The following is a 23,842-nucleotide window of genomic DNA, read 5'->3' on the forward strand; positions in this document are numbered from 1 at the left end:
GGGGGTGTGGGTTCTGGGTTGGGTGACCTGTCAAAGTCGTTTGTGTGTATGTGGGGTTGGGGTGTTGTGGATGGGTGTGGTGGTTAGGGTCGCTGGTGGTCGCTGGTGGTCGCTGGTGTGGTGGTGTGTGTTGGGGTGTGGGGGTCGGCTGTCGGGTGTCGGGTGTCGTCGTTTTGAGGAGTGGGGATGTCTCCGAGCTGCTTGGGTGTGTGTGGGTGGTTGGTGTGGGTGGTGGTGGGTGTTGTGTGGGTGGTGGGGTGTGGTGGGGGTGTTTGTGGTTGTCGGTGCTCGCGGGGCTCTGGGGGCTCTGGGGGTTCTCGGGGTTGTTGGTGTTGTTGGGGGTCTGGGGGTTGTTGGGGTTGTTGGGTGGGTGTGTGGTGAGGCAGGAGAGGGCGGCGCGTACGCGGGCGGTTTTGGTGGGTGCGGCTGCGGCGGAGTTTGTGCGGCATGGTTATGCGGGGACGTCGTTGAAGCGGGTGTGTGAGGCTGCGGGTGCGACGATGGGGGCGTTGACGTTTCATTTTCCGGCCAAGCGGGCGTTGGCCGGTGAGGTGTGTGATCAGGCGGTGGTGTTGACGCAGGCGGCGTTGGTGGGTGTGCGGATGCGGGCGCCGAGTGCGTTGCAGGCGGTTGTCGATGCCTCGCATGCTGTGGTGGGTCTGCTCGCGGGGCAGGATGTGATGTTGGCTGCTGCGCGGTTGGTGCGTGAGGGGGTGCCTGTGGGCGGGGATTGGCAGGTGTTGTGGGCTGGTGTGGTGGGGGAGTTGTTGGAGCGGGCGTGGGAGGAGGGGGTGCTGGCGGTGGAGCCGGCACAGGCGGCGGGTCTGGTGCGGTGTCTGATGGCGGGGTTGGAGGTGCGTGTGCAGACTGCTGTGTGTCGGGGTGGGGATCGGCGGCAGGTGGGGGAGGAGCTGGCTGCTGCCTGGGCGTTGATACTGCCTGGCTTGGTGCGTGTGGGGCATCGTGCTTCGTTGCGGGTGGCGGGGTCTTCCGGCTGAAGGTGTCGCCAGGTGTCGCCGGCGGGAGTGTGGGGGGTGGGGGAGCGCGGGGTCGGTGAGGGTGGCTGGATGGTGTTCATCGGCAAAAAATAAAGAGAACGTTCTGTACTCTTTGTGCGTCGTGGGGGCGGTTGTGCGTCTTGAGGCGGCGAGGAGGGCGGATGCCGGTGCAGGGAGTCAAGGAGTGTCTCCGGTTGGTCCCGGAGGTCTCGGTCGGCGGGTTCGTGGAGGAGGTGTTCAAGAGCCTGCCGCGTGTGGATCAGCGTCGGTGGGCGGCTGCTTATCTGCGGGGGCTGTTGGTGGTGCCGGGTCGCAAGGTGCCGCGGCATCTGGCGGTGGCGGTGGCGGACCCGCGCACGGCCGGTCATTCTCTGCGGCGTTTTGTCAATTCCAGTCCGTGGGACTGGGGTGCCCCTCGTGAGGCCCTGGCCGGTGTGGTTGCCGGGGTGCTGCCGGTGCAGGCGTGGACGATCGGGGCGGCGGTGATACCCAAGCGCGGTAGTCATTCGGTGGGTGTGCATCGCCGTTTCGACGCCGAGGTGGGGCGGGTGCGCAACTGTCAGGTGGGTGTGGGGCTGTTTCTGGCCTCGGGTGCGTGGAGTCTTCCTGTGGACTGGCAGATCGCGATCGACGGGGTCTGGTCCGGTGATGCCGAACGCCGCCGTCGTTGTCGTGTGCCGCAGGGGGTCGTCGAGCAGCCGTTGTGGGGCTACGCGCTGGAACTGGTCGACCGGCTCGCTGCCGCGCGTCCGGCGGACCGTGCGCCCGTGGTGGCGGGGGTGTGCGACCCCGCCGATGTCGCGCAGCTTGCCGCCGCCCTGACCCGGCGGGGCATGGACTTCCTCGTTGAAGTCTGTGCGGGGCAGCCCGTGGTGCCGCTGTCCGGGCCCGATTCCCGTCCGCTGGGCGCCGAGCAGTGCCTGCGCCGTCACGGCAGGCGGTATCCGTGGCCCGCTGCGGCATCGGGTCGGGCCTCGGCGCCGCGCCCGGCCCTTCGGTCGGCCTTGGTGCGGTTGCCGTCGGGCGGGCGCCAAGTCGCCCTCGACCGCGGCGTCTACCGGCTGTGGTGGCAGCAGGGGCCGGGTGAGGGGGCGGCGAGTCGTGTGTGGTGCACCAGTCTCACGGGCGCCGGGCCGGACGAGTGCCTGTCGCTGCTTGGTCATCTGTCCTCCACCCGTGCCGCGGTGCGCAGGTTGGGCGAGGACTTCGGGCTGCGGGACTTCGAAGGGCGTTCCTACCCCGGATGGCACCACCACATGACCTTGGTCTCGGCGGCCTACGCCTACAGGTGTCTGGTGGGTGCCGCGCGGTGTGCGGAGCCCGCCTGATCCGTGGAGTGCGGGCAGGCCGTGGCGCGGTCGCCGGCCCGCGGCGCGGCGCGCACCGGCCCGGCGCACCGGCCCGTCCCGGGCGACCGCTCCGTGCGCCCGCCGCCGGATCATAGGAAACAGAACGATCTCTTTGCTACCGTGAGGGGCGCACTGGGGCGCGCTGGGGCGCACTGGGGCGCTTGAGGCTGTGATGGCCGCTGTTCGTGTGTCTGACACACCGGACGGAGGAGGGACAGTGAGGCACGGGGACTCCGGGGGCCGCTCGTGCGCCGTGGTCGAGTTCCCGGTGCAGCACGCGGCCTTTCGCCAAGAGCGCGCGAGGGTACGGAATTGCGCGCATGTCGTGGTTGCCCTGCGGATGTTCTTCGGGCGGCGGGGAAGACGGTGTCCGGTCTTCGGCCGGGACGGCGCAGGCTGTTGTTTTTCGTGCGCGGTCGAAAATGCGTGAGCCGCCGCATTCGGGCAGGGATTTTGGTGCGTCGTCGCTGATCAGATTCTTTGTGGAACGAGTGGATCTGGCGTCTGAGTGTCGCGAGGGGGAGCAGAGATTCGTGGGACCGAGTGAACCCGGCCAAGAAAGACACGGTCAGAAAGAATTCGACTCCATCATGTACGGGGGTATCTGGCAATGTGCGCGATGAACGTTGAGCCACTGTATTTCGAGGACGCCCGTACGGAGTGTGGGGCGTCCACGTCTGCGTCGGGGCATCCGGAGTCTTCTGCGGTGGCCACTGTGCCGATCGCGCTGCTGCTGCCCGCCGACTCGCCACGGCTGTCGGGCGAGAACATGGAACATGCCCGCGCCCTCGCGGCGTCGGAGAAGGAGTTTCCGCCGATTGTCGTGCACCGTTCGACGATGCGGGTCATCGACGGAATGCACCGACTGAGAGTGGCGCTGATACGGGGCTGTTCGCAGATCGCGGTCCGCTTCTTCGAGGGTTCCGAGGCTGATGCCTTCGTGCTGGCCGTGGAGTCGAACGTCGGGCACGGACTGCCGCTGACGCTGGCCGAGCGGACCGCTGCCGCGGCGCGCATCGTCCTGACCCACCCGCAGTGGTCGGACCGCGCCATCGCCTCGACGACCGGCCTGTCGGCCACGACCGTCGGTGCGTTACGGCGCCGCGAGCAGGTGGGCAGTGCCGCGCCCACCGCCCGTATCGGACGGGACGGCAAGGTCCGTCCGCTGAGCACCGAGGAGGGGCGGCGGGCTGCGGGGCGGCTGATCACCGAATCGCCCGACGCGCCGCTGCGGGAGATAGCGAAGAAGGCCGGGATCTCGCCGGGGACCGTGCGGGACGTGCGTGAGCGGCTGCAGCGGGGGGAGGATCCGGTGCCTGCCCCGCGCCGGTCCGCCAAGCCCGAGGAGCCGGCACGGCTGACGGGTGTGGCGCAGGAGGGGCCGGGAGGGCGGGGCCGGGTGTGCCCCGCTGAACAGTCGCAGTCGCAGTCGCGGTCGCAGCCGGCGGACGGCCCCTCGGTGCCCGCCCCGGGTGGGGCTCTTGAGCAGTTGACCCAGGCGAATCTGGATGTGCTCTTTCGGAATCTGTGCAAGGACCCCTCGCTGAGGCACACGGAGATGGGGCGTCTGCTGCTGCGGATGCTCGACATGCAGTTGGTGGGTGCTCGGTGCTGGAGCGGAATCGCCCAGGCCATTCCGGCGCACCGCGCGGAGATGGTCTCTGCCGCGGCCGCTCAGTGTGCCCGGGCCTGGGAGGCCTTCGCATCGGAACTGGCATTGCGACAGATTGCTTGACATGGGCCGGGGCCCTGGGCGATGCGGGGAGTCTCGCCCGGGGCCCCTTTGCGGTATCTGTTCGATCCTCGGGGTCTCAGGTGGCCTGATCGGTGTCAGGACAGCCGACTTAAAGCAGAGCCCGGTGCTGTGGCGCGAGTTCTCTTCAGGTGTCCGGGACTGTGCCGCCTGTCCTGTTGCAGAAGGTGCGCGGCGCCTGGAGCGATCGTGCACAGGCCCCGGCCCGCTTCGTCGGTGTCTGGCGCGGCCGAAAGACCTGCCGGCGCACCACGCTGGAAGGGGGTGATCCTCGTTCGACGTGGTGCGGGCCCGGCGGTTGTGCGGGCCCGGCGGTGGTGCGGGCCTGGCGGTGGTGCGGGCTTGCACCACACGGGGGAAGCCATCCCCTCCGTGCGTGACGGGGGACACGCACGGACGGGATGGCTGTTCTTGGGCCGGCGTCGGCCGGCCGGCCGGGTTACGCCTGGCCGAAGGGGCGGGCTCGCCACAACATGACAACCGCTGCCAGCCCTGCCGCGCAGGGGAGCAGACCGGCGATGCCCAGCAGGGGGGACAGGGCTGCATACCCGGTGCTGTCCTTGATGAGGAGATTGAACAGTGAAAGGGTCAGCCCGAGGGCGAAGGCGATGCTCGCGACAACGGGCACCGACCGCTTCCCCTTCTTCGCCGACCGCAGTGTCCACAGCCACATCAGGATGCCGACAATGCCGTTGATGACGAGGTAAATCACCATGGTCTGTTGGTAATTGCTCACCTTGTCGGCGCCGAGTTTAGGGTACGCCATGCTGATGTAGTCCGTGTAGTCGTCGGTGGCTGACGCGATGAACACGGGAATGAGAATGGTCGTCAGCGCAGTGAGTGCCATGCCGGTGTACATGGTGACGACTGCCGGACGTGCTCGGGGCGGAACCGGCTGGGGTGCTGTGGCTGTGGTCACGAATCCTCCTTGGTAAGTGCGTTGTCCGGCACACCACTTACCTTCTCGTGCATTGATCGTCGAGGCATCAGGGAGAACCCTCAGCATTCCCTGACCCCTCGTAAGGGATCCCCTAGGGGGCATGAAATCAGTCAACTTCAAGGGGAGTTGACGGATTTCCGTGCCGCTCCCGCACGGTCCGGGTCACCTTCCTCAGGCAGCCCCGGGGCGCCGGCGGGGCGCCGTTCGGTCCGGGGCCGGCCGCTGTGCGCCAGGCATGTCTGCCGAGGGTTCTCCGGGCGGATCACGTCCACCCGGAAGGTGTTTGGTGAAGGCGAGCCACCGGGAATGCCGGCCCGCCTCGTCGGCCGGCGCAGGCCGCCGGGCGAGAGGTGGCGCACTCGTCCTCGAAGGAGTGGTCACCGTGCGGCTCCTCGACCACGGTGAGGTGCGGGTTTCCGGTCGGCGGCAGGGCAACATCGGGCGAACTCGCCCGAGGCCGCTGAGGGATTCCGATGAATCCGCCGTCGACGCGCAGGACGTCTGCGGTGACGTACGACGCCTGGCCCAGCCCGAAAGCGGGAAGGAGACGAGGCCGCAGCCTTTTTCCGGATTCCCCAGCGGCTCGACGCCACCTGGCCCCTGCTCGGCGAGGAGGTCTTGCGGCAGTTCCGTCACGGGGCGGTGGCGACGTGCCCGGGGCCTACCGCGGCGACGCGGATCCGAACCGGCCGACCTCCTGGGCCGGGACTTGGTGAAGCCGACGGTCTTGGCGTTGGTCGCCGCGTCGTTCACTGCCCGGCGTTGCCGGCGACACCGGTGAGCTGTGAGAGTGACGATCGCGCCGTGCCGGTGCCGCATCATCTCCTCGATGACCGCACGAGGACAGGTGACAGACGCCCTCGAGGACGACCGGCAACACCGCATCCGCATCCGCGTCCTGGTGCTCCTCGGCGCCGGCGGGAGGTCGCGCTGGACGGCCGCCGAAGCGACCAGAACGCTGATCGGGCCCAGCGCGTCCTTGGGCCCAGCGCGTCCCGGGCCCGGCGACCGGCGACCAGCGACCCGGGACCGGAGCATCCGCCCGCGCATGTGCAGATCGCCCGACGCAGGCCGGTGAACCTCGACCGGCTCCTGCACGAACACCTGGCGCAAGCACGGGACGAAGCGCCGCCTCGTGATCCCTTCTCCCGGACCGTAAGGGCCGCAAGGGCACCGTCCTTGGGGCCCCCGGGGCGGGCGACGACCGGGCCGCGCCCGCCGTCAGGGGTCGCCAAGAACTTCCCCCCCGGCACCTCGAAGGAGAACGGCGTCTGTGCAGCACCCGGTCGGGGCGTCCGACCGGTGGTGTCCTGCATCCGCAGCAGCCGGTTGCTGATGTCCGCGTGAACGTTCATGACGCCCTTGGCCGCCCCGTCGAAGCGAAAGGTGTGGAGGACGTAGCGAGGCTTCGCCGTCCACCGGACGTCGGGGTGCGGTCCGGTTCGGCGCCCGGTTCGGCCGCCGGCTGCTGCACGCACGGCACCTCGGCTCCGACGCCGGCAGCGAGCCAGGACCTGGGCGCTGGTGAGCAGCACCGGCACAACGGGCGTCGCGGACCATGTGCGCCGGGCGGCGCGGGCGGGCCCGGGCGGGCCCGGGCGGGCCCGGGCGGGCCCGGGCGGGCCCGGGACGGCCGGGGTCCGGTGGGCGTACGCGCCCCGGCCTTGACCCCCGTCAGGAGGGACGCACCTGTTCCACGGAGTGCTCCGTGCCGACGTCCGCCACCACGTCCCGGCCGACGCCGAGCCGCATCAGCCGGTGGCGTGCTGGTTCGCCCACCGGTTCAGCTCCGCACAGTTCAGGCGCAAGGCCCTGCCGGCGCACGGTCTCGGCCTGTGGGTGCCGCCGGAGAGGTTCTTCGAAGCACCGGCGGATCCAGCCCGTTTCCCTGGACCCGTCGCGGCCGGTGGCCTCGGCCCCGCCAGGTCCGTTGATGACGCTCCCTGAAAACGGCCACCTGGTGCTCATCCTCGTCCAGCAGCTCCAGCAGCTCCAGCAGCTCCAGCAGCTCCAGCAGCTCCAGCAGCTCCCGCTGGTCCACGGCCGGTCCGGCAGCTCCCGCAGCTCCCGCAGCTCCGGCAGTTCCCGCTGGTCCGTGGCCGGTCCGGGTCCGTCGCCACCTGCCCGTGGGATGCCGCAGGTGGGCGGCCGGCTGCTGAAAGGGGATGTGGTGAACTGGGCACGGTCGCAGGCGAACCAGCCGCTGTAGCCGCCCTTGTCGTGGAAGGGCCGCGGTTCAGGTCGAAGCGGGCGCCTGGGTCCCCACCGGCACCCGACGCCCTCCGGTCTTGCCCACGGCGGGTGCGGGTACCGGCTCGCGGCCGTAGCAGAAGCCGGCCTGGTACACCGCCGGCCGACTCCGGTCGCGGGGCGTGTGCAGATCTGCACCGGCAACCGAAGGGGACTTCCCGGTGCTCACAGGCGCTCGGGCAGGTGCCGCGCACCTGTTCCAGGGCGTGGGTGAAGGCAGGGTTTGCGCCCAGTCGGCCCTTGGGGGAGGGTGTTGAAGAAGTCCCGGCCGGTTGTCGGCCTCGGCCCGGTCACGCCCGGGCGTCGTCGACGGCCACCCCACCCCTCGCGTCGTCGACGACTGCCTCTGGCTGTCGTCTGGTCATCCTTGGTGTTCTTCGTCGAGCTGGTCTGCCTTGGCAAGCACAAGTGCCGCGATCTCGCTGTCGGACAGTGTCTCCAGATTGCTCTCCTCGTCGCCGACGAGGGGTTCGGCGGGGGGATGGGCTGGTGGCGCTGCGGGCCTCGCGCCGGCCCCGGGCACGGCCCCGGCCCCGGGCACGGCCCCGGGCACGGTCACGGGCCCGGTCGCCGGGCCGGGTTCCAGTGCGATGTCCATGCGTTCGGCCAGGAACGGCACCAGTGCCTCGAGGGTCGGGTACCGCCAGCCGACCGTGGCCGGGAGCTTGATGCGCAGCGATGTCTGCAACCGGGCGCGCAGCTCCAGCGTCCGCATGGAGTCGAATCCCAGTCCGGCCAGTGGCGCCGTCGCCTCCAGGGGCGCACCCTGTGCATCGAGCACCTCGGCGGCCACCTGTGTGACATGTGTGAGGAGCAACTGCCGGCGCCGAGGGCCTGGTTCGACCTCCAGCAGCCGGCGGCGGATCTCGTCCCCGTCAGCGCCGGCGGTGTTCGTGGGGGCGGCGCCATCGCACCGTGGGGTGGCCGTGCGGCACCACACGAAGAAGTCCAACTGCAGTTCGGCAGCCACCTGTTGCAGCGGCCAGGCTGCCGGGGCCGGCAGCCCGCCGTGGCCCTGCGGGGAGCCGGCGACGTGCACGACCCCTGCCGGCGGCGGCATGAAATCCGCCACGTGCTCCACTACGGCGGCCACCTCCTGGGGCGTGGCCGCATCGGCCAGCACTTCGACCTGGACGCCTCGGGAGCGCAGCTCCTGCCACGCGGTGTCGTCGTCGCCGGCCACGCCGCGGCCCACGAGCGCCAGGTGCCGGGCGCCTTCGTCGGCCAGCCGGCGGGCGGCGGCAAGGCCCCAAGCGCCTACCTCACCGGCGATGAGGTAGGTGCCGGCGGCACTGACGGCAGTGCGGCCGGGCACCAGCGTGACGGTCTCGTCGCCACGCGCAGTGAGCACCAGCTTTCCCACGTGCCGGGCCTGTGCCATGCGGGCGAAGGCCGCCCCCGCCTCGGCGTAGGGAAAGGACGTGACCGGAAGCGCCTCGAACTGCCCGCTTGCGAAGCCCTGTTGCACCACCTCGAACAGCTCGTCGACGACCTGTGGCTGTTGCCACAGTGTCTTTTCCAGGTCGACGGCGAACAGTGAGCGGTTGTCTTTGAAGAACCCCAGCCCGATGGGGCTGTCGTCGTAGATGTCCCGCTTGCCGATCTCGACGAACCGCCCGCCCGGCGCCAGCAGCCCCAGGCTGTGCACCAGCGCCTGGCCGGTGACGGAGTTGAGCACCACATCGACGCCGTAGCCGCCGGTCAGGCGGCGGATGTCGGCGGCGAAGTCCAAGGACCGCGAGTCCCTCACATGATCGGGGCTTAAGCCCAGTTCGTGCAGCATCCGCCGCTTGTCCTCGGTGCCGGCCGTGGCGAAGACCTCCGCACCGCGCCGCCGTGCCACCATCAGTGCGGCCAGGCCCACTCCACCGGTGGCGGAGTGGATCAGCACCTTCTCGCCCTCGCGCAGCCGGGCCAGGTACTCCAGCCCGTACACCGCGGTGAGGAAGGCCACCGGGGTGGCGGCCGCCTGCCGGTCGGTCAGGCCCGCCGGCCGTGACGCCACCAGATGTGCCTCGGTCGTCACGTACGCGGCCAGGCCGGAGGTCGCCACCGCCATGACCGGGTCCCCGACGTGGCGGCCCTCAACCCCTTCGCCCACCGCGGTGACGCGGCCGGCGCACTCGATGCCGAGCGGAACCGACCCGTGGGCACCGGGGTAGGCACCCATCGCCTTGAGCACGTCGCTGAAGTTCAGTCCGGCCGCGGTGACCTCGATCTCGACCTGCCCGGGGCCGGGAGGAGTGCGCCGCCACACGGTCGACTCCAGGCTGTCCAGGATTCCGGGCCGCAGCGCCAGGACGCGGTGATTGCCGTCCCTTGCGGCGTCGAACGGACGCCGCCGCACTGCCGTCTGCGCCACACCAAAAGCGCGGTGCGGGACCAGGACAGGCGTGTGACGGCCTGCGCCGCGCAGCACCACGTGCTGCGCGCCGCCATCGCCGGTGCGCAGCAGCTCGTCGAGGAGGCGGGCGGCCTCGTCATCGGCGCCCAGCGGGTCCAGGTCGATGAGCGCGGGGGGCTCGGCGGCATGCTCGGCCGCGGCCGCCCCGGCCGGCGCCCACAAGGAGGCCCAGGCGCCCGGGGACGGCGCGTCCTGTCCGGCCACCGGTTGCGCACCACGGGTCAGCAGCGTCAGCCGGGGCGCGCCCTCCACCCCGCCCTGGGCGAGCGCCCGGATGAGGTCAGGTGCCCAGGAGGCGGTCGGCAGCGGGTGCTGACCGCACGGCAGCCGGCCGGGCGCGTCGGGGCCGAGCGGGACCTCGTCCAGGCCCCAGGCGTACACCACGCCCGCACAGGGCTCGGTCTCCTGGCCGCGCAGCTCCCCCACGAGGGCGGTGAGGTCCTCGCGCCGCAGCGGGTCGATCTCGAAGCGGGCGGCGTCCAGCCGCCGATAGCACTCCCCGGCCCGTACCGTCACACAACGACCCGAACGGGCGGCCAGTTCACCGGCCAGCGCGTCCCCCACTCCGGTGCGGTCGGCGAAGACCAGCCACCACCCGGAGCCCGCCGCACACCTGGTGCCGGTGTCGTCGGCCTCCTGCCAGTGCACCTCGTGCAGGCCCTCGACGTCGTCGCTTTCCCGGTCCGCCTCGGGCCGGTCCGGCTGCACACCGGGCACATCGGCCGCGGGGGCAGCGGTCATTGCAGCGGCCGCACGCTCCACGGGCCCAGGGGCGTGGCGTCGCCGCTGCCACGGGTAGGCCGGAAGATCGATCACGGCACGGGGAAGCTCCATGGGCCCGGCACCGCCCTGGTCCCTTGCACGTTCCCCTTCCTGCACCAGCACCGCGTCCGTGCTCTCGCCGGCTGCCAGCGCCTTGAGCGCCTCCAGCGCCCGCTCGCGGTCCGGGGCGCTGACCTGGGCGCGCCACGTGTGTCGGGTGCGGCCGCAGGTGACGCTGTATGCGAACGCCGGATAGCTGTTGGCGGGCAGTTCGGCCAGGCGGTGGTGCAGCCGCGCCGCCAGATCACGGACAGCTTGCGGTGTCTTGGCCGACAGCTCGAACCCCTCGACCGGCGTGGTTTCGGCCTGTGCCGCCGGCCCGGTCTCCTGTGCCGCCGGCCCGGTCTCCTGGGCCGGGCCGACGATGAGATGGGCGTTGGTGCCGCCCATGCTGAAGGCGCTGACCGCGACATGGCGGCCGCGCGCATCGCGTGGCCAGGAGGTGAGCTCGGTCGGCAGACTCACGTCGGTGCCGTCGAGGTCGATGAGCGGGTTGAGGGTGGAGAAGTGCACCAGTGGCGGCACCGCGTCGTGCTGCAGGCACGCAACTGCCTTGAGCAGCGCGGCGATGCCGGCGGCCGACTCCAGGTGGCCCATGTTCGCCTTGACGGTGCCCACGGGCAGGGGGGCGCCGCCGTTCTTGCGGCCCAGCGCGCCGGCGATGGCCTCCATCTCGATGGTGTCGCCCAGCGACGTGCCGGTGCCGTGCGCCTCCACCAGGCCGATGTCGGCGGGGGTCAGCCCCGCGTCCGCCAGCGCCGCCTCCATCAGATTGATCAGCGAGAGCACATTGGGTGCGGTGAAACCGCTGGAGCGGCCGTACTGGTTGACCGCCGAGCCTTTGAGCACGCCCAGGATGCGGTCCCCGTCACGCCGGGCGTCCGCCAGGCGTTTGAGGACGACCATCCCGCAACCCTCACCGCGGGCGAAGCCGTCTGCCCGGGCGTCGAACGCCTTGCACTTGGCGTCCGGTGCCAGCGAACCCAGCGCGGCGAGCTGCTTGGTCATATGGGGGGACAGTGCGAGGTTGACGCCGCCGGCCAGAGCCACGTCGCACTCCTTGCGGGCGAGCGCCTGCCGGGCGAGGTGGACGGAGACCAGGGACGAGGAGCAGGCGGTGTCCACCGCGATGGCGGGCCCGCCCAGCCCCAGCTCGTACGCGAGCCGGCCGGCCGCGAAATAGTGCCCGTTGCCCGTCGTCCAATGACGGTCGGGGTCGCCGTCCAGCCAGTGCCACCAGTCGTGGTTCATGATGCCGATGAACAGACCGGTACGGGCGCCGTCGAGCCGGTCGGTGGGCAGCGCGGCGTTCTCCAGCGCCTCCCAGGCGACCTCCAGCAAAAGCCGGTGCTGCGGGTCCAGGGCCGTGGCCTCCTCGGCGCCCATGCCGAAGAACGCGGCGTCGAAGTCCATGACCTCCTCGAGGAATCCGCCACGGGGCACAAGCCGGTCCCACTCGGCGGCGAAGGGCCCCTTGCGCTGCTCGGACAACGGCCGCACCAGGTCACGGCCCTCGGCCAGCGCCCGCCAGTACGAGTCGAGGTCATCGATGCCACCGGGGAAGCGCAGCCCCGCGCCGACGATGGCCAGCGGCTGGCTGCCACCGGCCTCCTCCAGCTGGGCCCGCAGCTTCTTGACCGTCTCCAGCGCCCTGCTCAGCGGGGTGGGGGCGGCAATGTCGGGCTTGACGTCCATATCCATCAGTCCTTGTCGTTCTCGGCGCCCGCGGCGGCGGACAACTGCTCCGCCAGGACACCGCACAGGGCACGCGTACTGCCGTAGGTCCACAGCAGCGTGGGCGAGAGCTTGAGGCCGAACGCCGCTTCGAGCCGGTTGCGCAGCTCAAGACCCATGAGCGAGTCCAGGCCCAGCGCCTTGAAGGGGGTCTCCCGGTCGATGGCTGCGCTCTGCAGGCGCAGCACCCGGCCCGTCAGCTCCCGCACCTTGGTCTCCACCAGCGCGGCCCGGCGCTCGGGCCCGGCCGCCCGCAGTTCGGCCAGGAAGCCACGGTCACCACCGTCCGCCCCCGCCGCGTCCTTGGCCGCCTCCCGCAGCACGCTCCAGCTCCGCAGGGCGGCGGTGTCCGGATACGCCTCGAACCACTGGCGCACATGCAGCGGTACATAGGAGACGACCTGCTCCTCGCCGGCCAGGAAACGCTCCAGCGCCTGCCACGCCTCGTGCGTGGTGATGCCGCCCATGCCGCGCTCCGCCAACCGCGCGCCGCGGTTGGCGTCCTGCGCGGCGAGCCCGACGTCGCAGAACGGTCCCCACTGCACGCTCAAACCGGGCAGTCCACGTCGGCGGCGGGAGACGGCCAGCGCGTCCATGAACGCGTTGCCCGCCGCATACGCCGCCTGGCCCGCGTTGCCGAACAGGGCGGCCGCCGAGGAGAACAGCACGAAGAAGTCCAGCGGGTCGCCCGCCGTGACGGCGTCGAGGTTACGGGCCCCGGCGACCTTGGGCGCCAACACCCGCCGCAGCTGCTCGGGCCGCAACTGCTGGATCGTGGCGTCGTCCAACAGACCGGCTGCGTGCACCACACCGCGCAGCGCCGGCAGTTGGGCACGCACGCGCTTGAGCGCCTCCTCGTCGGCGACATCCGCCTGGAAGGTCTCCACACGTACCCCGCCGGCCCGCAGCACCTCGATACGCGCGGCGGCCTCGGGGCCCGGCGCACCGCGGCCGACCAGCGCCAGCGCACCGGCTCCCCGCCCGGCCAGGAACTCGGCCAGGGACAGGCCGAGCGCCCCCAGACCACCACTGATCAGATACGTGCCGTCGCCGCGGAACCGGCCGCCCGGCATCGGCTCCGGCGCCACCGCGCCCGCGGAGTCCGGTTCGACGAGCACGGCCGTACCGATGCGGCCGCCCTCCCACAGCGCACGCCACGCCTTCGGCGCCTCGCCGAAGGAGTACGTCGTCACCGGCGGCGGAGCCAGCCGCCCTTGCGCCACCAGCGCCCAGACCTCGGCCAGCAGCCGCGCGAACCGCTCGGGCCTGCGCACGATGAGCCCGGCCAGGTCCACGCAGACGAAACTGACGCCCTTGCGGAACGCAGCCAGGCTCACCGAGCGCCTCTCGTGCCCCTCGCGCACGCCGACGTCGAGGAAGTACCCGTCCTCGGCCAGCACCTGAAGGCCGTGCTCCAGGGCCGCGCCGGTCAGGGAGTTCAAGACGGCGTCCACCCCCCGGCCTCCGGTCGCCTCGCGCACACCGCCGGCCCACGACAGGTCACCGGAGTCGAAGACGTGCTCGATCCCCAGCCCGGTCAGATGCTCCCGCTGCTTCGCGCCCGGGGCCGTGGCGATGACCTCGGCACCCAGCACACGCGCCACCTGGACCGCGGCCAGGCCCGGCCCGCTCGCCGCCTCATGGATCAGTACGGTCCCTCCCGCACCCAGCCCGGCCACCTCGTGCAGCGCATACCAGGCGGCCGCCAGCGCAGAGGGCAACGCCACGGCAGCGGCCTCCTGCAGGTGGCCCGGCAGCGCAAGCGCGTGATCGGCGCGCAGGATCTGGTGCGAGGCGAGCGCACCGGGCGCGCACCCGACCACGCGGTCGCCCTCGGCGAAGCCGGTCACGCCTTCGCCGACACCGCTCACCACACCTGCCGCATCCAGCCCCCACAACTCCTCGAAGCCTTCCGGCAAACGCGCACCCTCGGTGGCAGCCACCGCCGCGGCGCGCACGGCGATCTCGATCTCGCCGGGAGCCGGCGCCCGCCGCCCCAGCGGCCGACACTGAAGCGGCTGGGGAGCGCCCGGACCGGCGGCGGCCAGCCGGAACGGCTGCGGCGCAGTGCGCCAGGCGGGCCCCGACCCCGCATCGGCGAAGCCGTCCGCACCACGCAGCAGCCGCCCGGCGAAGCGGTCCGCACCGCGCAGCGCGACCTGGTCCTCCTCGTCCTCGGCAAGCAGTTCCGCGGCCAAGGCCGCCGCCCACCCCGCCTCGCCCGGACCGACATCGACCAGCAGCGGCCGCAGCTCCGCGTGCTCGCGCCGCAGGACCCGGCAAAAGCCCCAGTACAGCGCGGAGCCCGCATCGGGCAGGTCGGCCGCGAGCACCGCCTGCGCGCCGCTGGTGACCACCGCCACACGCGGCGGCGCAGGCAGCGTCAGACAGGCACGCACCAGTGCGGCCAACGCACCCAGCCCCTCGCGCTGCGCCTCCAGACCGTCGCCGACCCCCGGCGCGAGGAAAGCGACACCCGCCAACTCACCGGCAGCACGAAGACGTTCGGCCCACACCGCCTCGTCCACCGCCTCGTCCCCGCCGACGGGGACCGTCCTGGTGCGGGCGCCGAGCGCACCCAGCGCACCGGCCAGCGTGCCGGCCGCATCGGTACCGCTGCCCGGTGCGCACACCGCCCACGCCCCGGGCACGGCCCGCTGCGGCTCCGCGACGGCACGCGGCCGCGGGAGGAAGACCAGACGATGGACGCGCTGCGATGCGGCGCCCGCCACCTGGGCGGTGACGGCCAGCGGCGTCAGGCGCAGCCCCTCCATCACCAGCAGCGGCCGACGGCCGGCGTCGTAGACGTACACGTCGAACAGCAAAGGGTCGCGGCGTACCGTGTACGACCACACCTCCACGACCGGCTCGGCGAGATCCTGCAGCAGGTGAACCCGGCGCACACTGGTCGGCACCACGGCGTCCGCCTCCTCGGCGAGCGGCAGCGCCACCTGCATCGCACCGTCCCACAGGGCCGGGTGCAGATCGCGGGCCCGGGCGCCGGCCAGGCACTGTTCGCTCAAGTGCACCTCGGCCAGCGCCTCGCCCTCGCCCCGGCGCACGCCCTTCACCCCACGAAACGCCGGCCCGTAGTTCAGGCCCTTGGCGGCCAAGGAGGCGTAGAACTCCTCGGCCGCCGTCGGCGAGGGGGCCAGCAGGTGTTCGGGGAACCCCGGCACCACCACCTGATCGGCGGGCTGGGGCGGCAGCGCCCTGGCAACGGCGTGTTCGGTCCAAGCCGTGGCGCCCGGCGGCAGGGAGGCCAGCGTGAAGGACCCGCCCCGGGCGGGCTCGTCACGCCACTGGACGCTGACCCTGGCCGCCTCCTCGCCCAGGGTCAGGTCGCTGCGGAAGACGATGTCGGCGAGCGCGCCGGGCAGCTCTGCGGTGCGGGCAAGTGCCGTGCGTACGGCGAACGCCAGCATCGCGGCGCCGGGCAGGACGACGGCGTCGTGCACCTGGTGGTCGCGCAGCCACGGCTGGTCCTCCAGCGCCACCTCCAAGGTTCCCGTCCAGCGATCCCCTTCGGTCACCGACGGGGTCAGCACGATGTCCGCCGCGGGCTGCCGGAGCCCGCGGCGACCGGGCCGGACCCAGTGGGCGGTGCGCTGCCAGGGGTAGCCGGGCACCGGGGCCCACGCCTTGCGCGGCAGGGAGCCGAACGGCGCAAGTCCCGCCACGTAGGCACGGGCGAAGGACTCGCACAGATGCCGCGGCGACCCGTTGTCGCGCCGCAGGGTGGACAGCACCTGCGGGGGAGAGGAGCGCTGTGCCGCCAACTGCTCGATGGCCGGGGTCAGTACCGGGTGCGGGCTGATCTCGACGACATGGGTGACGCCGTCGTCGAAGACCTTGTCCAGCGCGTCGGCGAACATCACCGGGCGACGCAGGTTCTCCACCCAGTAGCGGGCGTCGAGCTCACCACCGCCCAGCGCCGTCAGCCGCACCGTCGACAGCAACTCGATCGTGCCCTGGCGGGGAGCCACCGGACCCAGCGCGGCCAGCAGGTCCTCCTCCAGTTCGTCCATCTGCGGGCTGTGCGAGGCGTAGTCCACGTTCACCAGCCGGCAGAACGTGCCCTCCGCCTCCAGGATCTCCTTCAGGACCTCGATCAGCTCGCTGTCGCCGGACAGCACACAGGAGCTGGGGCCGTTGTTCACCGCCAGCGACACCCCGTGCTCGAAACCCTTGATGGCCGCCCGGGCACCTTCGAGGTCCAGATCCACGGCGAGCATCAGACCCTTGCCGGAGGTACGGCGGGCTATCGCGCTGCGCCGCGCCATCACCAGCGCGGCGTCCGCGTAGGACAGCGCGCCGGCCACCGTGGCGGCGGTGACCTCGCCCTGGCTGTGCCCGATGACCACGTCCGGCTCGACGCCCGCCGCCCGCCACACCTCGGCCAGGCCCACGGATACGGCCCACAGGGTCGGCTGGAGCATGTCGATGCGCGAGAGCCACTCCTCACCGGCCTCACCCGCCACGATCTTGACGAGGTCCCAGGGGAAGTACGGCTCAAGTGCCTGGGCGCAGCGGTGGATCACCGCCGCGAAGACCGGGTCGGCGGCGAGCAGTTCGCGGCCCATGTGCGCCCACTGCGATCCCTGTCCGGGAAAGACGAAGGCGACACGGCCCGCTTCCTCGGCGGCTCGGCCGCTGACCACACCGGGAATCTCCGCATCGGGCCCGGCGGCGTAGCGGGTGAGCCGCTCGCCGATCTCTTCGACGCCGGTGCCGGTGAAGGCCGCCCGGAAGGGGAAGTGGTCGCGCTGCCAGGCCAGGGTGCCCGCCAGGGCGGGCAGAACCGCACCATCCTGGGCGGCGAGGGCCTCGGCCACCTGCAGCGCCCGCTGCTCCAGCGCCGCCTGCGAGTGCGCGGACAGCGGCAGCACCAGGGGTTCTCCCGCCGTCCCGGAGCGCGAGGCGCCCCGCCGGACGGGCGGTGGGCTCATCACGCAGACATGCGCGTTGGTGCCGCCCCAGCCAAAGGAGCTGACCCCCGCGAAGAGCCGCCCGTCGGCGGGCAGCGAGAGCCTCTCGCGCACCACGTGCAGATTCAGCTCGTCGAAGGGGATGTCGGGGTTGAGGACCTCGGAGTGCAGACTCGGCGGCACCGTGCGGTGCTTGAGCACGAGCATCGCCTTGACCAGGCCCGCCATACCCGCACAGGCTTCCAGGTGCCCGATGTTGGTCTTGACCGACCCGATGGGCAGCGGCCCCCTGGAGCCACTGCGCGGCTGCCCCAGGACATGGCCGATGACCCCGGCCTCGATGGGGTCGCCGCGCTTGGTGCCGGTGCCGTGGGCCTCCAGGTAGGCGACCTCGTCGACGGGGATGCCCAGCCGGCCGTACACACTGCGCAGCAGGTCTTCCTGGCCGGCCGGGTTCGGGGTGACCAAACTCTCCCCGCCGCCGTCGTTGTTGACCGCCGTCCCCGCGATGACGCCGTGGATGCGGTCACCGTCCTCCACCGCGCGGGCGAGGGTCTTCACATACAGAGCCACCACGCCCTCGCCGCGGACGAATCCGTTCGCGGCGGCGGAGAAGGTCTGGCAGCGGCCGTCGGGGGACAGCCCGCCGAAGTGCGTCAGGCCGATCATGACGTCGGGGGTCAGCATCACGTTGACCCCGCCCACGACGGCCGCGTCGATCTCCCCCTGCCGCAGGGCCTGTCCGGCCAGGTGCAGCGCCACCAGGGAGGACGAGCAGGCGGTTTCGACGGCCATGCTCGGGCCGGTAAGGCCAAGGAAGTAGGAGACCCGCGCGGCGATGACGTCGAGGGCGGCACCTACCGCGCTGTGCTGGGTGGCCCCGGCCCCACGGTCCCTGCGCAGGATCTCGTAGTCGTGCCACTGCGCTCCGACGTAGACACCGGTCCGCGAACCCGCCAGCGAGCCGGCCGGCGTCCCGGCGTCCTCCAGCGCCTGCCACGTCGTCTCCAGCATCAGCCGCTGCTGAGGGTCCAGCGCCTCGGCCTCGCGGGGGGAGATCCCGAAGAAGGCGGCATCGAATTGGTCGATGCCCGAGAGGAAGCCGCCCACGGACTGGATGCGCTTGTGGGGGTCCAACTGGGCCCCACTGTCCCAGCGTTCGGTGGGCACCGGCCCAATGGCATCGTGCCCCTCCAGCAGCCGCTGCCAGAAGACGCCGATGTCGTCAGCTCCCGGGAAACGCCCCGCCATACCGACGACAGCCAGAAGCCGGGCCGGATCCTGAGTCACATGGTCTGCGTGCATTACCTCTTCCTCGGCTAATTCCTCGGCTGCCGCACGGGACGCCGGGCGGTGGCGTGGACCACTCGTGCGTGAGGTCTCAAATGCGCTGGGAAAGGGGCGCCGACCGGTGCGGGCGCGATATGCGGAAGCTTGGTGCGCCGGCGGTTCTGCTCGCCCATGACGAGCATGCACGGCTGTTCGAGAAAGACGCAACCAGAAAACGACAGCCGCCGCACCGCGCCAGGCCCGGTAGCCTGTCGCACCAGTCGGCCAGGTCCGGGCCGAACTGTTCAACCATCCACTTCGGGCAGTTGAACGCACGCCGGTGAACCAGCCGGCAACACCGCGTTCCCCGAATCGGCCGCGTCAGAGAAATGAGCCGGCACACGGAGGAAACCACCATGGCGGAAATCAAGGTTGTACTGGTTGGCGGCCCTTCCTATTTCCCCGACGACCAACGAGTGCAGTACACCCCCTCACTCACCGAGACGTTCAAGAAGCGCTTCCGCAACGGCTATGAGCACTTCGTGCATCAAGGGGCCTTCCACACCGTGGACGGCGAGCAGCTCCCGGCCCTTGAGTGGACGGCCCGGACAGCCATCGCGGAGTGAGCCGACACCAACGGCGCACGCAGACGGCGCTCCCACCGCGGGAGCGCCGTCACCGCACATCGGTACCCTCTGCCCTCGTGACCAACTCCCCCTGCCCACTGCCCTCGGACACCACAGCCACGGTGGGCGAACCCGCCGTCGCCGTGACCCGCCCGCCCGCCGGCAACCACGAACAACACCGCCCCCACCCGCCGTTGGCCACCGACACCCCCCTCGCGCGTGCCCTCACCGACCCCCTCGTGGAGCACCTCCACCAAGACCGCAGGCACCCGCCCACCCCGGGCACCGACACCCACACCGCCTCCGGCACCATCGGCCGCCCCGCGCCGGCCTCGGCGCAGAAGCGACAGCGGCTGCTCGCCGGGCCGACCGAGCCCTTCGCCGGCCACCCGAGCACGCCCGGTGCCCGATGAACCGGCCACCGCTGCAAGCCGAAGAGGCATGGCACAGGCTGCTGTCCGTCCGCACCGAACCGCAGGCCGAGGCCGCGGGGCTGTACCGGCGGCCGGACGGCAGCCGACGGTGGCGGCAGCCCGCCACACCCCAAGCGCACCACCTCGCCGACGTCTACGCCCCACTGTGCCTGGCCGGCCCGGCCCTGGTGTTCGCCCAGCTCGGGCAGAGCATGGACGGATTCATCGCCACCCGCACCGGCCATTCCGACTACGTCACCGGCCGGCAGGACCGCCTGCACCTGCACCGACTGCGCGCCCTGGCCGACGCCGTCATCGTGGGCGCCAATACCGCCGTGGCCGATGACCCGCAGCTGACCGTGCGCGCCTGCCCCGGCCCCAACCCGGTACGGGTCGTCCTCGACCCACAGGGCCGCGCACTGCACCGGGCGCCAAACGCACAACTGTTCACCGACGGCCGTGGCCGGACACTGCACGTGATCGACCAGGACAGCCCGCAGGACCCGAAGACCAGCGGCACGAGGCCGGACGTCCTGCGGGTGCCCTGCGGCGAGGAAGGATTCGCACCCCACACGGTGCTGGCCGCGCTCGCCGCACGCGGGTTGGGCCGGATCCTGGTCGAGGGCGGCGGCAGGACCGTCTCCCGCTTCCTGCACGCCCACGCCCTGGACCGGCTCTACCTCACGATCGCCCCCGTCCTGCTCGGAGACGGCGTGCCCGGTCTGCGCTTTTGCGGACCCGACCGTATGGACGGGGCACTACGCCCCCCGGTCCGCACCTTCGCACTCGGCCAGGACACCCTCTTCGCACTGGATCTGCGAGCCCGTACGACGCCCGACCAGGAAACGGACAACCAGCACCCCGGCGCCAGGCAGGCTTGAGACCAGCACGAGCACCCCATACACCACGGAGGCGGCCAGGCCCTGCTGGGCCCCCAACCCGGCAGCGCCGAACACCAGCACGCACGCGCCCTCCCGCGGCCCCCATCCGCCCACACCCACCGGCAGCGCCATCGCCATCAGCGCGCACAGCAGCAGCGGCACCAGCGTCGCCACGGGCGCCGTGATGCCCGCCACCCGCGCGGCCAACACGAACAGCCCCAGATGACCCGTCAGCGTCAGCGCGGACAGCACCAGCACACCCGGCAGGACGTCGCGGCCGAACAACCCCACACGCACCTCCGCCAGCACCACGGCCAGCGCCCGTCGCCACCGCGCCGCACCCCACCCCCGCCACAGCCCCAGCGCCACAGCCCCGGCCGACACACCCAGCACGGCCGCGGCCACCACCAGCGGCACCCCTGCTGCGCCGACGACCGCCGACACAGACGGTCCGGCCGCCAGCGCCGGCACCGCGACCGTCACCAGCACCACCTGGCCCGCGCAGCGTTCCAGGACCACGGCCCGCACACCCCGGCCCAGCGCCCCGGACTCCTTGCCGTGCCGCACCCCGCGATACACATCGCCGAACACGCCTCCGGGCAGCACGGCGTTGAGGAACATCGACCGGTAGTAGTCCGCCACCGCCGCCCCCAGCGACAGTCCGAGCCCCAGCCGGCGGGCCACCAGACACCACCGCCAGGCAGCACACACCGTGCTCGGCACACCCACCGCGAACGTGACCACGACGACCAGGACATCGATGTGGCCCAGCACCTTCAGGAACTGCGCGCTGCCCACTTCGTACACCACGGCCACCAGGAGACCGAGCACCGCCGGCACTCGCAGCCGCCCCCACAGTCTGCGGATCACAACGGCACGCTGTGCGAGGAACACGGGAGCGCGAGCAGATCACGGTGCCCGACGGTGACCCGCAGCGCACCGGACCGGCACTGCACAAGCCGTCGGCCGACATAGCGCTCGCTGAACCGGGCCAGGGCCGGGCGCTGCGCGCAGGCCGCCGCGACCCAGCCCAGCAGCCACTGCTCGGCAAGACCTGCCTGGCCTGCCCCCAACCGCCACGGGCTCGAACGGGTGAGCACCCGCGCACCGTGCCCCTCGAAGGCTGCCGCCGCCACGTCGACGGCGTCCGGTCCGAGCAGCCGCCGCCCACCCTCGCTGCGGCGCTGATGGGCGTTGAAGGCGGCGGCGAATTCGGCGTCCAACGACTCAGCCGGCTCCAGGACGACCTCGCCCACGACGGACAGCGCCCACAACACCGGGCAGGCAGCCTCCGCACACGCCGAGACGAGCCGGTGCACCTCGTCCTCGGTGAGCAGATCCAGCAGAGCCGACCCGCACACCAGCGACATACCCGCCAGGTCACCCGAGCTCAACCGGGTGATGTCCCGCCCTTCGGTGGTCACCTCGATGCGGCCGCCGTCCGCACTGCGCCGTGGCATCCGCGCACCGACACGGGCCAGCAGAGCCGGGTCGCGATCACACATGATCCAGCGCTGCGGGCCGCCGAGCCGTGCCGCCAGCCAACGCCCCATCGACCCGGTGCCGCAGCCCAGATCGCAAAAGGCAGGCACCTCGCCCGGCCGGCGCACATGCTCCAGATACCCGCGCAGCGGGCCGAGCAGCTCAGCGGCGCGGGCCGCGGCGTCGGCCGGTTCGCGCAAGTCCAGCCACCGGGCGGCGAAACGGGGGGAGCCGGGGACGCCGGCCAGGTGCGAATCGACAGTGCTCATCAAACCCTCCGGGGCTCGCGGCCGAGGCGGCTGAGCACCTCGGCCAGCCGGCGGGACGTTCCCTGCCAGCCCTCCAGCGCGCATCGTCGCCGCAGCGCCGAGGCCGCCAGCTGACGGCGCAACACCGGATCGGTGAGCCACCGGCGCAGCGCCGCGGCGAGCGCGCGTGGATCCTGTGGCGGCACCAGCAGGCCCGGCACGCTCCCGTCGCAGGCCCGCCCCAGCGTGTCGGGCACCGCGTCCACCGCCGTGGCCACCACCGGTACCGCGCGGGCCAGCGCCTCGGTCACCACCATCGCGTACGTCTCCGCACGAGACGGCAGCACCAACAGGTCCGCGGCGGCATAGCTGCCCGCGAGCCGCTCGCCGGTGCGCACTCCCCCCATCCGCACCCGGTCGCTCAGTCCCAACTCCCCGATGCGTGCACGCAACCGCCCCGCGTACACCGGGTCCCGGTCCGTCGCCCCCACCAACTCGCAGCGCCACGGGAGTCCGGCGACCGCGGCCAGCGCCTCGACCAGCAGATCCTGACCCTTGCGGGGGATCAGCGCGGCCACGCACAGCAGTTGCGCACTGCCGTGGCCGCCGCGGGCAGGGGGCGCGGGATCGGTGCCCGGCGCGGCACAGTGCACCCGGTTCGGATCCAGCCGGTGACGGGACGTCAACTGCCGGGCGGCCCACGGGCTGGTCGTGACGACCGCGCTCACGGCGCGCAGTGTCTCCCCCTCCCGCCGCTCCAGCTCCGCGGCCACGCCGGGCGCCAGCCCCGTCTCGTCGGCCAGGGGCAGGTGCACCAGCACCGCCAGGCGCAGCCGCCGGACCTGCGGCGCGACGATCTCGGGCACGCCACAGGCCACCAGGCCGTCCATCAGCACGACGGCACCGTCGGGCAACTTCGCAAGCGCCCCCGCCAGTTCGGCGCACGCCGCCGTGTCGGCCCTCGGCCAGCGGCCCCGCACCGGCACCTCGCACACCGACCAGCCCGCCGAGGGCAGCTCCCGGCAGACGCGGCGGTCGTAGACGTTGCCGCCGCTGGGAGCAGCCGGGTCGTCCACACCGAAGGGCAGGACCATGTGCACGGTGCGGGCCGGTGCCGCCGCGTGGTCCACCTCCCGGCTCACAGCGGCCGCTCGTAGGACGCCCAGGCGATAGGCGACTCGTGCCGCGTCACGGCTATCGAGTCCAGGCCGAGCGCGCTCTCACCCAGGGCACCGGCCCGTACCCGGCCGGCGACCCGGTCGGCGACGGTCTCGGCCAGGAACTCCGTGGTGGTGTCGACCTCGGCGAAGGCGGGGGCGTCATCGAGATGGCGGTAGTTGGGCTCGCCGAGCACCAAGCCCCGCTCGACGCCGGCCCGCCCGAGGTCGACGACGACGTTGTCGGCGTCCAGTTCGGCGCGGCGGAAGGTCACGTCCACCACACACGTCGCGCCGTGCAGCCGCTGCGCGGGTTTGAAGACCTCGCCGCGGAAGCTGTGCGCGACCCTCATGTGATCGCGGACGGTCATGCTGAACAAGGCCACTCTCCCGAGCCAGGGGCCGCAGTCTGTGTTCGTCACCGGCGCGGCCGTACGTGAGGCGATGACACACAGCTGAGAACTCGCCGTCGGCGATGCGGGGCACGACACGGGCAAGCTCCTCGACGTCCGACTCACCGGTGAACAGGGCGTCGAACGCAAGGATCGGCCGGCAGGCGCAGGGCCAGTGACATCCGATCCTTGAACC

At 72.0% G+C, this 23,842-nt stretch carries 13 protein-coding genes and 1 pseudogene; 7 read left to right on the forward strand and 7 right to left on the reverse strand.

Annotated features, from left to right (window positions below; genetic code table 11):
- Positions 1-416: 416 nt before the first annotated feature.
- The 3 genes from B073_RS48385 (at position 417) to B073_RS48875 (ending at position 4,082) form a co-directional block, all read left to right on the forward strand.
- Positions 417-998 (forward strand): TetR/AcrR family transcriptional regulator, encoded by a 582-nt coding sequence (locus tag B073_RS48385; RefSeq protein WP_267881439.1) that lies wholly within the window; start codon positions 417-419, stop codon positions 996-998.
- A gap of 161 nt (positions 999-1,159) precedes the next feature.
- The gene (locus B073_RS41810) at positions 1,160-2,326 is read left to right on the forward strand and encodes a transposase (protein WP_018542095.1); all 1,167 of its coding nucleotides are present in this window, start codon (positions 1,160-1,162) and stop codon (positions 2,324-2,326) included.
- 736 nt (positions 2,327-3,062) lie between these two features.
- The gene (locus B073_RS48875) at positions 3,063-4,082 is read left to right on the forward strand and encodes a ParB/RepB/Spo0J family partition protein (RefSeq protein ID WP_037813367.1); all 1,020 of its coding nucleotides are present in this window, start codon (positions 3,063-3,065) and stop codon (positions 4,080-4,082) included.
- 457 nt (positions 4,083-4,539) lie between these two features.
- Here the strand turns inward: B073_RS48875 and B073_RS43065 are convergent, their stop codons facing one another.
- Positions 4,540-5,019: a hypothetical protein gene (locus tag B073_RS43065; protein WP_158690274.1), complete on the reverse strand. Its 480-nt coding sequence runs from the start codon at positions 5,017-5,019 to the stop codon at positions 4,540-4,542.
- Positions 5,020-6,973: 1,954 nt separating this feature from the next.
- Here B073_RS43065 and B073_RS46030 point away from each other — a divergent pair.
- The gene (locus B073_RS46030) at positions 6,974-7,249 is read left to right on the forward strand and encodes a hypothetical protein (RefSeq protein WP_018542099.1); all 276 of its coding nucleotides are present in this window, start codon (positions 6,974-6,976) and stop codon (positions 7,247-7,249) included.
- Between the two features lie 402 nt (positions 7,250-7,651).
- Here B073_RS46030 and B073_RS43070 read toward each other — a convergent pair whose 3' ends face one another.
- On the reverse strand, positions 7,652-12,211 hold the full coding sequence (locus B073_RS43070) for a beta-ketoacyl synthase N-terminal-like domain-containing protein (protein ID WP_051094287.1): 4,560 nt from the start codon (positions 12,209-12,211) through the stop codon (positions 7,652-7,654).
- A 5-nt stretch (positions 12,212-12,216) separates the two neighbouring features.
- Positions 12,217-18,483: a type I polyketide synthase gene (locus tag B073_RS0131680; RefSeq protein ID WP_018542100.1), complete on the reverse strand. Its 6,267-nt coding sequence runs from the start codon at positions 18,481-18,483 to the stop codon at positions 12,217-12,219.
- Positions 18,484-18,863: 380 nt separating this feature from the next.
- Here B073_RS0131680 and B073_RS0131685 point away from each other — a divergent pair, with 380 nt between their 5' ends.
- The 3 genes from B073_RS0131685 to B073_RS0131695 all read left to right on the forward strand — a co-directional run bounded on the left by B073_RS0131685 (position 18,864) and on the right by B073_RS0131695 (position 20,367).
- On the forward strand, positions 18,864-19,073 hold the full coding sequence (locus tag B073_RS0131685) for a DUF5988 family protein (RefSeq protein WP_018542101.1): 210 nt from the start codon (positions 18,864-18,866) through the stop codon (positions 19,071-19,073).
- A gap of 77 nt (positions 19,074-19,150) precedes the next feature.
- Positions 19,151-19,486 (forward strand): hypothetical protein, encoded by a 336-nt coding sequence (locus B073_RS45410; protein WP_018542102.1) that lies wholly within the window; start codon positions 19,151-19,153, stop codon positions 19,484-19,486.
- On the forward strand, positions 19,483-20,367 hold the full coding sequence (locus B073_RS0131695; RefSeq protein WP_018542103.1) for a RibD family protein: 885 nt from the start codon (positions 19,483-19,485) through the stop codon (positions 20,365-20,367). Before B073_RS45410 ends, B073_RS0131695 begins: the two co-directional genes overlap by 4 nt.
- Positions 20,368-20,415: 48 nt before the next feature.
- Here the strand turns inward: B073_RS0131695 and B073_RS44740 are convergent.
- The 4 genes and pseudogenes from B073_RS44740 to B073_RS0131710 form a co-directional block, all read right to left on the reverse strand.
- Positions 20,416-21,261 (reverse strand): annotated as a pseudogene (locus tag B073_RS44740) (lysylphosphatidylglycerol synthase transmembrane domain-containing protein); the annotation flags it as partial.
- Positions 21,234-22,118 carry a class I SAM-dependent methyltransferase gene (locus B073_RS0131700; protein WP_018542104.1) on the reverse strand — a complete coding sequence of 295 codons (885 nt, stop codon included), beginning with the start codon at positions 22,116-22,118 and terminating at the stop codon, positions 21,234-21,236. The gene B073_RS0131700 and the pseudogene B073_RS44740, both read right to left, overlap by 28 nt.
- Positions 22,118-23,239: a glycosyltransferase gene (locus tag B073_RS0131705; RefSeq protein ID WP_018542105.1), complete on the reverse strand. Its 1,122-nt coding sequence runs from the start codon at positions 23,237-23,239 to the stop codon at positions 22,118-22,120. Before B073_RS0131705 ends, B073_RS0131700 begins: the two co-directional genes overlap by 1 nt.
- Positions 23,236-23,634, reverse strand: a complete 399-nt coding sequence (locus tag B073_RS0131710) for a 6-pyruvoyl trahydropterin synthase family protein (RefSeq protein WP_026247910.1) — start codon at positions 23,632-23,634, stop codon at positions 23,236-23,238. Before B073_RS0131710 ends, B073_RS0131705 begins: the two co-directional genes overlap by 4 nt.
- Positions 23,635-23,842 lie beyond the last annotated feature (208 nt).

This window comes from Streptomyces sp. MspMP-M5 (genome assembly GCF_000373585.1).
GTDB lineage: Bacteria > Actinomycetota > Actinomycetes > Streptomycetales > Streptomycetaceae > Streptomyces.

Coding starts and splice junctions, on each gene's coding strand:
- B073_RS41810 (WP_018542095.1), top strand. CDS start 1,160: ATGCCGGTGCAGGGAGTCAAGGAGTGTCTCCGGTTGGTCCCGGAGGTC.
- B073_RS46030 (WP_018542099.1), top strand. CDS start 6,974: ATGACGCTCCCTGAAAACGGCCACCTGGTGCTCATCCTCGTCCAGCAG.
- B073_RS43070 (WP_051094287.1), bottom strand. CDS start 12,211: ATGGACGTCAAGCCCGACATTGCCGCCCCCACCCCGCTGAGCAGGGCG.
- B073_RS0131680 (WP_018542100.1), bottom strand. CDS start 18,483: ATGCACGCAGACCATGTGACTCAGGATCCGGCCCGGCTTCTGGCTGTC.
- B073_RS0131685 (WP_018542101.1), top strand. CDS start 18,864: ATGGCGGAAATCAAGGTTGTACTGGTTGGCGGCCCTTCCTATTTCCCC.
- B073_RS0131695 (WP_018542103.1), top strand. CDS start 19,483: ATGAACCGGCCACCGCTGCAAGCCGAAGAGGCATGGCACAGGCTGCTG.
- B073_RS0131700 (WP_018542104.1), bottom strand. CDS start 22,118: ATGAGCACTGTCGATTCGCACCTGGCCGGCGTCCCCGGCTCCCCCCGT.